Source organism: Lysinibacillus macroides, assembly GCF_001281525.1.
GTDB lineage: Bacteria > Bacillota > Bacilli > Bacillales_A > Planococcaceae > Lysinibacillus > Lysinibacillus macroides.
Map to the genome: position 1 here is coordinate 1,067,180 of NZ_LGCI01000010.1, position 11,783 is coordinate 1,078,962.

Annotated in this window: 11 protein-coding genes and 1 riboswitch; of the genes, 1 reads left to right on the plus strand and 10 read right to left on the minus strand. The window is 38.8% G+C overall.

Annotated elements, in window-relative coordinates:
• Positions 1-64 precede the first annotated feature (64 nt).
• A riboswitch (SAM riboswitch) is annotated at positions 65-183 on the minus strand.
• Between the two features lie 444 nt (positions 184-627).
• Positions 628-2,214, plus strand: a complete 1,587-nt coding sequence (pckA, locus tag ADM90_RS20020; RefSeq protein WP_053996658.1) for a phosphoenolpyruvate carboxykinase (ATP) — start codon at positions 628-630, stop codon at positions 2,212-2,214.
• Between the two features lie 64 nt (positions 2,215-2,278).
• On the opposite strand, the gene ADM90_RS20025 is transcribed toward pckA, so the two are convergent.
• The 10 genes from ADM90_RS20025 to ADM90_RS20070 all read right to left on the minus strand — a co-directional run bounded on the left by ADM90_RS20025 (position 2,279) and on the right by ADM90_RS20070 (position 11,677).
• Positions 2,279-3,055 carry an alpha/beta hydrolase family protein gene (locus ADM90_RS20025; RefSeq protein WP_053996659.1) on the minus strand — a complete coding sequence of 259 codons (777 nt, stop codon included), beginning with the start codon at positions 3,053-3,055 and terminating at the stop codon, positions 2,279-2,281.
• Positions 3,039-3,506 carry an NUDIX domain-containing protein gene (locus ADM90_RS20030; RefSeq protein WP_053996741.1) on the minus strand — a complete coding sequence of 156 codons (468 nt, stop codon included), beginning with the start codon at positions 3,504-3,506 and terminating at the stop codon, positions 3,039-3,041. Before ADM90_RS20030 ends, ADM90_RS20025 begins: the two co-directional genes overlap by 17 nt.
• A gap of 228 nt (positions 3,507-3,734) precedes the next feature.
• Positions 3,735-4,658, minus strand: a complete 924-nt coding sequence (locus ADM90_RS20035; protein WP_053996660.1) for an aminopeptidase — start codon at positions 4,656-4,658, stop codon at positions 3,735-3,737.
• Between the two features lie 11 nt (positions 4,659-4,669).
• Complete coding sequence (locus ADM90_RS20040) at positions 4,670-5,431, minus strand: IclR family transcriptional regulator (protein ID WP_053996661.1); 762 nt, start codon at positions 5,429-5,431, stop codon at positions 4,670-4,672.
• Between the two features lie 133 nt (positions 5,432-5,564).
• The gene (locus tag ADM90_RS20045; RefSeq protein ID WP_053996662.1) at positions 5,565-6,833 is read right to left on the minus strand and encodes a M20 family metallopeptidase; all 1,269 of its coding nucleotides are present in this window, start codon (positions 6,831-6,833) and stop codon (positions 5,565-5,567) included.
• Positions 6,826-7,779, minus strand: a complete 954-nt coding sequence (locus ADM90_RS20050) for a DUF1177 domain-containing protein (protein ID WP_053996663.1) — start codon at positions 7,777-7,779, stop codon at positions 6,826-6,828. Before ADM90_RS20050 ends, ADM90_RS20045 begins: the two co-directional genes overlap by 8 nt.
• A gap of 35 nt (positions 7,780-7,814) precedes the next feature.
• On the minus strand, positions 7,815-8,822 hold the full coding sequence (locus tag ADM90_RS20055; protein ID WP_053996664.1) for an ABC transporter ATP-binding protein: 1,008 nt from the start codon (positions 8,820-8,822) through the stop codon (positions 7,815-7,817).
• Entirely contained in the window at positions 8,806-9,828 is a 1,023-nt protein-coding gene (locus tag ADM90_RS20060; protein WP_053996665.1) for an ABC transporter ATP-binding protein, read from the minus strand. Before ADM90_RS20060 ends, ADM90_RS20055 begins: the two co-directional genes overlap by 17 nt.
• Positions 9,829-9,845: 17 nt before the next feature.
• Entirely contained in the window at positions 9,846-10,712 is an 867-nt protein-coding gene (locus ADM90_RS20065) for an ABC transporter permease (protein ID WP_053996666.1), read from the minus strand.
• 2 nt (positions 10,713-10,714) lie between these two features.
• The gene (locus ADM90_RS20070; protein ID WP_053996667.1) at positions 10,715-11,677 is read right to left on the minus strand and encodes an ABC transporter permease; all 963 of its coding nucleotides are present in this window, start codon (positions 11,675-11,677) and stop codon (positions 10,715-10,717) included.
• Positions 11,678-11,783: the final 106 nt, after the last annotated feature.

Consider the following 11,783-nt stretch of genomic DNA (forward strand, 5'->3'; position numbering starts at 1 on the left):
AAAAAAAATCCTTTTCTCACGTTGTTTTACATGAGGAAAGGACTAATGACTACGCAACCTTTCACTCTTATCGTTCAAGGGAATGCCCCTTGCATCAGGTTGGCACCAACGCATGTCGTGAAATAGTTCATGCAGGTTGCCGGGTTTCACAGGGCCTGACCCTCCACCAGCTCGGGATAAGAGTATCCGTTCAATAACTCATGTTACTGAAAAGGTCGACTATTGTCAAATATTTTCTAATACATGCCTATTGTTTATTATTTTCCACTGTTATATGGCTACACACTCCTATATGTAATGTTTTTGATATAAAAAGAATATTATTATCATAAAACCCCTTAAATTTGGATGATGATGGAAATAAAAACAAATTCAACCCTACAAACTTCCTTACTTATTGTGTTAACATATGTGTGACCCTGTTTTCAAAATAAATTTCAGTAGGATTGAATGAATTCTACTCGAAAAACATTATTTTTTGTCAGTTTATTGAAAAATAATAAAAACTCGAAAATAATTTCTTAATTAGTATAGATTATTTAAGTAATTGTGTTATACTATTTTTGAAATTAAGAAAAAATCCCTCAGAGTCAAGGGAATATTATAAAAAAGGATGGTATTTAATCGATGAATTCAGTAGAAATTGCAAATGAACTGAAGGAATTATTAAACGGCGGAAATGTTCAAGTTCAACTTTCAGTACCACAATTAGCAGAAAAAGCTACATCTCGTGGTGAAGCAATGTTAACAGTAGATGGTGCAGTTCGTGCAGAAACTGGCAAATACACTGGTCGTTCACCTAAAGATAAATATACGGTAGAAGAAGAAAGTACAAAAGATAAAATTGACTGGGGAAAAGTCAACCAACCAATTTCTTCTGAGGTGTTCGATAATTTATATGTGAAAGTCATCAAGTATTTAAAAGAACGTGACGAATTATTTGTATTCAAAGGCTTTGCAGGCGCTGACAAAGATTCACAATTAAGTATTCAAGTCATCAATGAATACGCTTGGCACAATCTTTTCGCTCATCAATTATTTATCCGTCCAACTGAAGAGGAGTTAGCTTCTCATGTCGCAGAGTTTACTGTTATCTCAGCACCTAGCTTTAAAGCAGACCCTGCGGTTGATGGTACAGCTTCTGAAACATTCATCATCGTATCACTTGAAAAGAAAGTCATCTTAATCGGTGGTACTGAATATGCTGGTGAGATGAAAAAATCTATTTTCGGTATTATGAACTACTTATTACCACAACAAGGTATTCTTTCTATGCATTGCTCAGCAAACGTTGGGGAAACTGGCGATGTAGCATTATTCTTCGGTCTATCTGGTACTGGTAAAACAACATTATCTGCTGATCCAGAACGCAAATTAATCGGTGATGATGAGCATGGCTGGTCTGATAATGGTGTCTTCAATATTGAAGGTGGTTGTTATGCAAAAACAATCAATCTTTCTGCTGAAAAAGAACCAGAAATCTACAATGCCATTCGCTTCGGCTCTGTATTAGAAAACGTAGCTGTTGATCCAGAAACTCGTATTTGTGACTATGATGATGGTTCACTAACAGAAAATACACGTGTAGCTTATCCAATCCAATACATCGAAAATATCGTTGATCCTTCTGTTGCAGGTCATCCAAAAACAATTATCTTCTTAACAGCTGATGCTTTTGGCGTGTTACCTCCAATTAGTAAATTAACAAAAGAGCAAGCAATGTATCACTTCCTAAGCGGTTTCACTTCTAAACTTGCTGGAACTGAACGTGGTGTTACTGAGCCAGAACCAGTATTCTCTACTTGCTTCGGTTCGCCATTCCTTCCACTTCCTGCAACAGTATATGCAGAAATGTTAGGACAAAAAATTGACGAGCACGGCGCACAAGTATTCCTAGTGAATACTGGCTGGACGGGCGGCGAATATGGTACAGGTAGCCGTATGAAGCTTTCTTATACACGTACTATGGTACGCGCTGCTATTGATGGTAAATTAGCAAATGTTGAAACAACACAAGATACTGTATTTGGTTTACATATTCCAACAGCTGTTGAAGGTGTACCATCAGAAGTATTAAATCCACGTGAAGCTTGGGCAGATAAAGCTGCATATGATGAAAAAGCTGCTGAACTTGCAGGTCTATTCAACGAAAACTTCAAGAAATTCTCAGACGTTTCTGAAGCCATCACTAAACTTGGTGGCCCCTTACAATAACAGCTAACGAAAAAGACAAAGAGAGCGAATCGTTCTCTTTGTCTTTTCTTTTTTACAGCCATTGCTATTGTTGCTTCATCCATTGGCATAGAGCACGAACCGTTTCTCGGTTTTTGGCAGGTGGATATTGATGGGCATAATCCTGTTCATACCATGTTTCGTAAGTTTTATTGGCATCCTCTAAGAAAAATGCAAGCTGTCTAGCATGCTCGATATCTACATTTTCATCACGATAGCCATGAATAATCAAAACGGGAGCTGTAATATGCTCTACCTCAAATAATGGTGTTCTGGCATCATAGGCTTCTGGTACACGATTAGGTGTCCCTCCAATAACGCGCTTCATCATACGACGCATATCTGTACGCTCCCAATAAGTAGCCGTCGCATCCGAAACACCAGCCCATGTTACCACAGAGGTAATATCTTTTCGTAAAATAGCTGTCCAAAGTGCCATAATGCCTCCACGCGAAAAGCCAAAAACGTGGATATGATCATTACAAAATTGCTTTAAAACATCTACTGCATAAACCGCATCATAACGGTCCGCGCCTGCAAATTCATCTCGACCTTCCCCACCTCGATTACCACGGTAGTATGGGGCAAAAACAACAAACCCCTGTGCTGCAAATTGGGCAATACGGGAAGCTCTTACCATGCCAATACTTTGCATGCCTCCTCTTAAATATAAAAAGCCATCATATGTACCTTCTGCCTTTGGCTCAGCTAATAAGCCTTTGATACGCAAACCCTGTGACAAATATGTAATTTCAAATAAACGTATGGCTGGATTTGGTGAGGGATAGGCACGCTTGGCAATGATTTCACCATTGTTTGTCACGACGTTTCAACTCCTCCAGCATTCTTTTCATGCCTTCATCTTTCATATGAAAGCTTAAGTTCGGATGATTCACAAACTCCTCATCGGCTAGCCAAAGCATACCCGATGTTTCTAAATCAAATTCAATCTGCTCTTGTCCTGCAAATTGTGCCATAAAAACCGTTTTACAAAATAATACCTTATCATGAACAGCATATTCTGCAAACCACTGAAGATTTTTTACATGGACACCTGTCTCTTCAAACACTTCTCGAATAGCCGCCTCCTCTAATGTTTCCCCTTCCTCTAATTTTCCCCCAGGCACTTCTATACCACGATGCTTATGAATAGTACAGAGCCATTTATTGTCACGCTTTAAAAAAACGAGAACATGTTTGGGCTCTACTTCAAATTCACCTCTCGTAAAACTCAAATCTACTTGTAAACCATGTAAATCAGTAAATGTTAGCATATCTTTTACCTCACATTCTTTCATGTTACATAACAGCAGTAACACTCTTATTAATTGCTTCTATTTTATGGGCAATATCTAGTTTTGATTCCTATTTGGATGGAACACTAGAGGCAAATCGTTTACCTTTCTCTAGTTAACTATAGTGTAATTTTACAGAGATAAGCAACTTTAAACTACAGTCAGGTAAAACAAAAAAGCGTGCTTCATCTGAAGACACGCTTTTACTTACAGTACTTGCTGACCATCAAAATAAACAAGTGGGCTTTTCACAACACAATCAATATGAACATCCGCTGCATTCGCTCCACCAAAAGGTACATTACTGCCAAATGCTATATGGATTGTCCCATATACTTTCTCATCCTCTAGTACGTTACCGCATAGGATAGCACTTTTATTGGCTCCGATGCCAAATTCTGCAACGATTCTGCCATTCTCTTCACCAAGCAATGCCAGTAATTGTGGACCATCAGAACCAATTGCCTCTTCTAGGCGACCGTTACGTATTTTTAACAGTAGCGGCTCCTTCAAAACACCGATATTGGCGATTGAACCATCTACTAAAATCTCTCCATTTGCAGATGTTTCTATAGGGGCAACGTAAGATTCTCCAGAAGGAATATTACCGTACTCACCAGCTTGACGTATGACACCTGTTGAACGAATTCCTAAACGATTCTCTACACTAAACGTTAACTCATACCCATCCTTGACAATGCGAATATCTTTTGCCGTGTCAAGTAAATGGACATATTTTTCTACCATTGCTTCAATCTCCTGTGCATCTGCATGAAGAGCACCTTGCTCCAGCATTTCCATGGTCACACCTGGCATTGTTGCGACACGTCCGCCCTTTTCACAGGCATTTTTACGAGCCAGTGTATGTGTTAAGGAGTGGGAGGTAATACAAAGTGTAACATCGGCATTCGCCATAAGCTCAGACACTGCATGAATTGGCTCCTGTCCAGATTTCTCTAACAAGGGCATCACCATCAACATTGTATTTGCTGTTATTGACAGCCCAGCTCCATAAAAGATTTTCGCAATGTCTTGTTTGTGACGATCTGTCAGAATCAAGAGTGACTCTGACGCTTGAACATTTAAATTGCCTTTTAAAATATTGAGTGCAATGTCATGTAAATGCTGCATAATAGGACTCCTTAATTAAAATTCAAATGATATCTACGGATAATTCCTTCTATTTCATTTCTAGCTTCCGTTAATGACCCTAAAACCTCTGGTACACGTTGTTCTGTAAAACGATAGATAGGTCCAGACACAGTAATAGAGGCCACAACTTGTTCTTCACTATTAAATATCGGCATCGCCAGGGCTAACACATCAACTGAATATTCACTATTACTAAGTGCATAGCCACAATTACGAATTTTTTCAAGCTCAGCACGTATTTCCGTCGCGTCTGTCATCGTATTATTTGTATAAGCAGTTAAAGGCTTATCAATGACCTTTGAGATTTGCTCGTCACTTAAAAAAGCAAGCATCGAACGATAGGAAGCTCCTACATAAAGGGGAGAACGACTTCCTCTTGAAACAGTGAATTTCACTTTATTGACAGGCTCTGCTTTTAATAACGTTAGCGCTTCCAGTCCATTCAAAACGGTTAAAATAGCCGTTTCGCCAGTTGTATCTTTTAGCTTTTCAAGAGCAGGCATACATAGCTGATCGATATTTAAGGAATCATACATATTCATACCAATTTCCCACAAAGCAATACCGAGTGAATATTTTTTTGTAACAGGGTCCTTTGTAATAAACCCATTATTTTCAAAGGTTTCCAGAATGCGATATAAATTTGTATGATTCATGTTCATTGCCATCGCTAGCTCTCGTCCACCCCATATAGGCTTTTCCTTTGTAAACATTTTTAAAACTGCAATTGATAAATTTAGCGTCTTTAGCATATCTCTCATCCTTTTGATCTATTTATCTGTACAAACGGCTGCAAATCTCTCTTTTAAGGGGGAAATAATCGACAGATTTAGCAGCCGTCAGCACCTGATATCACTTTATCAAAAGTAAGAGAGTAGCTATCTCTTACTTTTGATATAGGAAATCAATAGCAGCAGTAATATATACTTTTGCACAGCGTATGATATCCTCAACACGCACTTTTTCGTTATAACCATGAATACTTGGTAAATAAGCAGGACCATATTGTAAGACAGGAATATCATATTGTCTAAAGTGCCGAGCATCACTGCTTGCCCATTGCATCACGCCATATGCCTCTTGTCCTGTTACAAATGAAATATTTTCCACTATCGATTGGCATACAGGGTTGTCAGCAGGCGTAAAATTAGCTACACTTTTAAAGCCAAAACGTTGGATCGAATAATCAATTTCCAAGGCATCTAATTTATTTTTCAAGATGTCTGTTACTTCCTCTTGTGTAACACCAAATGGTAAGCGACAATCGACCTGCACCTTACAATAATCTGGGATAACGTTGGACTTCGTACCTCCCTCAATTGTACCAATATTTACAGTAATTTTCTCTAAAACTTCTTGATATTTCAAGCGATCTTTTTCTACTTCACGCATGTATTTTTTTGATACCTCGATAAGTGGCTGTACCTCTTCTGGAATCGTAATTTCCATATCCCATAGTGTACGAATTTCTTGAATAGCACGAATAGCATCGACAATAGCATTACGTCCAGCCAATGGGGACAGGCTTCCATGTCCTGGTTCCCCACGTACCTCTAGTTCAAACCAATATGATCCCTTTTGTCCAATTGTTGGATTTAATGGGGAAGAAGGCTCTGCGATTAGGCAACCATCACCCTTTACTAGCTTTCGCTCTAATAGCCAAGGAACACCAAATTCGCCACCTGTTTCTTCATCAGGTACAATGGCTAAAGTTAATTTTCCTGGTAATTCAATATTTAATTTCTTTAGCAGCTTTGTAGCAAAAATAATCCCTGCTAAGCCAGCCTTCATATCACTCGCACCACGTCCAAGCATCCAGCCATCCTTCACCTCGCCAGAGAATGGGTCAAAATCCCATTTTGCTAAATCTCCAACAGGCACAACATCTGTATGTCCACAATAAACAAGTTCTTTACCAGCATCATTACCAATAGAAGCTACTAAATTAAACATTTTATCCGCAGCTTCATATTTTTCATACGTGATGCCTACTTCGCTTAAATAGTTTTCAATAAAAGCTGTAATTTCAGTTGTATCCCCTGGAGGATTAACACTTGGAATTTGAATTAACCTTGAACAAAATTCAATTAATTCATCTTGATGTTGTTCAACTGCGTCGATTAATTGCTCTTTCAGTGCTTGCAAATCATTCATGTGCCTGTACCTCATTTCCTTTTGTTTGTAAATGACTCATGCTACCATATAATTTTTTCATATGTGTAAATTGCTGTTCATCAAAGAATGAGCATTTATGAGCACCATAAGTTTTAGCTACTTCTAGGATAAATCGAACAACACCTTCTACATCTGTAATATGTGTTGCACCTGTTGCACAGCCCGCCACTACCGATTCTGTTGTAATGGCAACACCAACAACAGGACTTGTTGTAGCAACAGCTGGTTGTAAAATACTATTAATATGGAATAAACCGTTCCCATATGGTGTAATATCTTGCATTGTAATGGGCATCACAACAGGAGAAATTCCAGCTGATTGCGTATAAACATGCAGTAAATCATCACTAACTTTTAATATGTAACCCTCTTTAACAGTTGGTGTAATGGCAAATCCTTTATGGTTACATACTTGATTGCCCTTCGTTGTATCAATCGAAAGAATAGCATCCATTGTTTCATCTACTTCATTTTCATTCATCACACTAATGTCTACAGGCGAGTTCATAAATGGCACTGGCTCATGTGGTAAGGTCGGTGCTGTTGGACAAATATGTGTCGTAAAAATAACATCGCCCTCTAATTGATCGCCTTTTAATGCCATATCAAGTGCTTTTGCAGCGCCAGCCATACATGCTAATGCACCATCACCATCCGATACAAAGCCTGTCATTTCAGGGCGCGCTCCAATACCGCCTAAGCGACCAATAATCCCTAATGTTGGCGCATTGCCCCCTGAAGATTTCCCGTTTTTTCCTTTTAGAAGCACGCGGACAAAATCCGTTGAGCCACTTTCACCTTGAATCGTTTTTACCTCTATATTTGCTGCCGGATCAATATTGTGTAAATACTCCTTGATAGCCTCACCGTTCACATAGATACTATCCATTAACTCGTATAATTCCATAACATGCTTCAATGACATAATTAGTTCGCTCCTTTTTCTGCTTCAATAATTTGTTAAGGTGTTGGTACTTCTTGCTGTATTGCTTCAAATAAATGACAGGAAACTTGATGTGTAGCTGTCACTGTATCAAGCGTTGGTTGCATGGTTGCACATTTCTCCATAGCAAAACGACAACGTTTATGGAATGCACAGCCGCTTGGTGGATTTACTGGACTTGGTACATCACCAGATAAAATAATGCGTTCCTTTGCATCAAAAGGATTTTCCTTTGGAATAGCTGATAATAAGGCTTGTGTATATGGATGTTGCGGATTTTCATATATCTCCTTGTATGTGCCAATTTCCACAATTTTCCCTAAATACATAACAGCAATTCGATCACACATATAATTTACAACATTCAAATCATGTGAAATAAAAATATAGGTTAAGCCAAATTCTTTCTGTAAATCTTTTAATAAATTAATAACTTGTGCTTGCACAGATACATCTAGTGCTGAAACAGGCTCATCACAAACAACAATATCTGGATTAAGCGCAAGGGCACGTGCAATATTAATACGCTGTCTTTGTCCTCCTGAAAACTCATGTGGATGGCGCTTTGCATGGTAAGCACTTAAGCCTACTGTTTCAAGCAATTCAATGACACGCTTTTTCCGTGATGCTTCATCACCAATACCATGAATAACGAGTGGCTCAGCAACTAAGTATTCAATTGTTTTACGAGGATCGAGTGACGCATAAGGATTTTGGAATACCATTTGAATGGATTTTCGAGCAGAGCGAATATCCTTTGTATTTAAGCTTGCTAAATCCGTTCCCTTAAACTCCACGACTCCCTCTGTAGGTGATATTAATTGGTTAATTAAACGGGCAACCGTTGATTTACCACAGCCTGATTCACCTACAATACCAAGTGTTTCTCCCTTATATAAGTCAAAGCTTACCCCATCTACCGCCTTGACAAATTGTGTTGATTTTTTAAAAGGAATGGAACTTTTAATGGGAAAATGCTTTTTTAAATTACTTACCTTTAAAATAGGGTCATTGTGCTGTTGCATTAAAAATTCCCTCCTTCCGTGCGACAATTTGTTCTTTTGATTGTAAGTGGCAAGCAACAAAATGATTATCTTGTACTTCTACTAGGTCAGGTGCTTTACTACGGCAAATATCTGTTGCCAATGGACAGCGAGAAGAAAAATGACAACCGCTATGTGGCATTGTTAAATCTGGTGGGCTACCTGGAATAGCTGGCAATCTCTGCTGCTCCTGTGTGCCCATTGTAATTTGAGATTCTAGCAAGCCCCATGTATATGGATGTAGCGGTTTTTCATAGAGCTGTCGAGTTGTTGTGGACTCTACTGTTCGCCCTGCATACATCACATTGACTTTGTCACATAGCTCCCAAACGACACCTAAATCATGGGTAATCATAATAATGGCTGTGTCATGCTCCTGCTGCAATTTTTTCATCAAATCAAGAATTTGAGCCTGTACAGTTACATCCAGTGCCGTTGTTGGCTCATCGGCAATCAGTAACTTTGGATTACAGGCAAGGGCAATGGCAATCATAACACGCTGACGCATCCCTCCTGAAAATTCATGTGGATACATTTTTAAACGCTTTTCTGGCTCAGGAATACCCACCATTTTTAACATCTCAACCGCTTTTGCAGCCGCATCTTTCTTTGAAATCGTTTCATGCGCTTGAATTACTTCGATAATTTGATTGCCCACTGTGAGAACTGGATTCAAACTTGTAATAGGATCTTGGAAAATCATGGACATGTCATTGCCTCGTACATTGCGCATGTCCTTTTCCGAAATGGCTAATAAATCGCGTCCATTAAAGTGAATTTTCCCATTTGTTATTTTTCCGGGCGGAGATGGAATTAAACGCATAAGAGCCGTGGCTGTCACACTTTTTCCAGAACCTGACTCCCCAACAATTCCTAGTGTTTCCTTCTTATTTAATTGTAAATTTACTCCATTAACAGCTTTCATTGTAGAGCCGCCACTTTTAAATTCTACTGTCAAGTTTTCTACATCTAGTAAACGTTCAGTCATGACTCCACCTCCTTCCATTAAACTTTCATCTTCGGATCTAATGCATCACGCAAGCCATCCCCTAACAGGTTAATACCAAGCACTGTTAATAAAATACAAATACCTGAAAATGTCGCCATTTGGGGGTTTAATACTAAAAAGTCTTTCCCATCCTTTAAAATACTGCCCCATGAAGCTGTTGGAGGTTGAACCCCTAATCCTAAAAAGCTAAGGGCAGCCTCTGAAATAATAGCGCCTGCTGTACTCATCGTGCCGTAGACAATTAAGGGAGCTAAGCAGTTCGGTAAAATATGACTAAAAATAATTCTTGTATGTGTAGCACCTAAAGAATGTGTTACTTCGATAAATTCTTCCTCTTTTACGCTTAAAACCTGTCCACGAACAAGCCTTGCGAACCCTGGGATATTAGCAATGCCAATAGCAACAATAACATTGACAAGTCCTTGCCCTAATACCGTCATTAATGTAATGGCTAATAAAATAAATGGAAAGGCGAACAGTCCATCCATTGTACGCATGATAATAGAATCAATGCGACCACCAAAATATCCTGCCACTAAGCCAAGTAATGTTCCAAACACAGCACCAAAGAGCACCGCTGCAATCCCGACAATCATTGATATCCGTGTACCATAAACTAAACGGCTAAACAGATCACGACCATAGTTATCCGTGCCAAGTAAGTGTCCGTCCGTATTCATGGGTAAAAATGATTTGCCAACAATCATTTCATTCGGTGGGTGGGTAGCAATCAACGGCGCAAAAATAGCTACAATGCCCATCAAGGTTACAATGAGTAGCCCAATTGATGCTAATTTATTTTTTAGCAACTTGCGCAATAACGTATTTTTTCTCCTCGTTTCATTAACGATTGCTTGAGTCATTGTTATTTTTTCCCCCCATCCGATTCAAGATTGACCTTAGGATTGACGACCTTATAAAGCACATCGACTACTAAATTAATCAGTACAAAGATGAACGCAATGAAAATAACAGTTCCCTGTACCACCACAAAATCACGTTTATCAATTGCATCTACAATTAGTCGCCCCATTCCAGGCCAACTAAAAATGGTTTCTGTTAAAACAGCACCACCCAGTAAATTAGAAATCTGCATACCTAATACTGTCAAAATGGGCGTTAGCGCATTTTTAAAGGCATGCTTGCCAATCACTAAATATTCTTTAATTCCTTTAGAGCGAGCTGTTTTAATATAATCTTGCGAAATTACCTCTAGCATGCTTGACCGTGTAATACGTGCAAATGTCGCCATTGGAATCGTTGCTAAAGCAAATGCTGGCAAAATTAAATGCTTTAAATAGCTCCATAAACCATCGCTTAAATTCCCCATGCCCGTAGCAGGGAACCAACCAAGATTAACGCTAAAGAACAGAACGAGCATAATTCCCAACCAGAAAATCGGCATGGATACGCCCACTAATGACACAAGCATAACAATATAATCAATAATGGTATTTTGTTTCCTAGCTGCTAATATTCCTGCTGGGATACCTACCACGACCGCTATTAATAACGCTGCCAATGCTAGTACAACTGTGTTAGGAAACCTCTCAAGGATAAGCCCAATGACAGACTCACTATAAGAATAGGAATATCCTAAATTTAATTGTGCTAAGTCTCCTACATATGAAATAAATTGCGAAGGCATTGACTTATTTAACCCTAACTCTTCTCTTAAATTCTCTACATCTTCCACACTTGCCTGTGGTCCAAGCATGACTGAAGCTGGATCACCAGGAATCATCCGCGTAATAATAAAAACGATGATTCCGACTACTAGCAGTGTGGGGATTAGATTTACTAACCTTTTTAAAATAAATGAGCCCATCTTAGCAAGACCTCCTTTTCATTATTAGAATCAGTGATTCATATTGTGAATAACTACATACTACACCCCACACTAATTGTTTGTAAATATATTTTTTCTGAATTTT

Coding starts and splice junctions, on each gene's coding strand:
- pckA (WP_053996658.1), top strand. CDS start 628: ATGAATTCAGTAGAAATTGCAAATGAACTGAAGGAATTATTAAACGGC.
- ADM90_RS20030 (WP_053996741.1), bottom strand. CDS start 3,506: ATGCTAACATTTACTGATTTACATGGTTTACAAGTAGATTTGAGTTTT.
- ADM90_RS20035 (WP_053996660.1), bottom strand. CDS start 4,658: ATGCAGCATTTACATGACATTGCACTCAATATTTTAAAAGGCAATTTA.
- ADM90_RS20040 (WP_053996661.1), bottom strand. CDS start 5,431: ATGCTAAAGACGCTAAATTTATCAATTGCAGTTTTAAAAATGTTTACA.
- ADM90_RS20045 (WP_053996662.1), bottom strand. CDS start 6,833: ATGAATGATTTGCAAGCACTGAAAGAGCAATTAATCGACGCAGTTGAA.
- ADM90_RS20050 (WP_053996663.1), bottom strand. CDS start 7,779: ATGTCATTGAAGCATGTTATGGAATTATACGAGTTAATGGATAGTATC.
- ADM90_RS20055 (WP_053996664.1), bottom strand. CDS start 8,822: ATGCAACAGCACAATGACCCTATTTTAAAGGTAAGTAATTTAAAAAAG.
- ADM90_RS20060 (WP_053996665.1), bottom strand. CDS start 9,828: ATGACTGAACGTTTACTAGATGTAGAAAACTTGACAGTAGAATTTAAA.
- ADM90_RS20065 (WP_053996666.1), bottom strand. CDS start 10,712: ATGACTCAAGCAATCGTTAATGAAACGAGGAGAAAAAATACGTTATTG.
- ADM90_RS20070 (WP_053996667.1), bottom strand. CDS start 11,677: ATGGGCTCATTTATTTTAAAAAGGTTAGTAAATCTAATCCCCACACTG.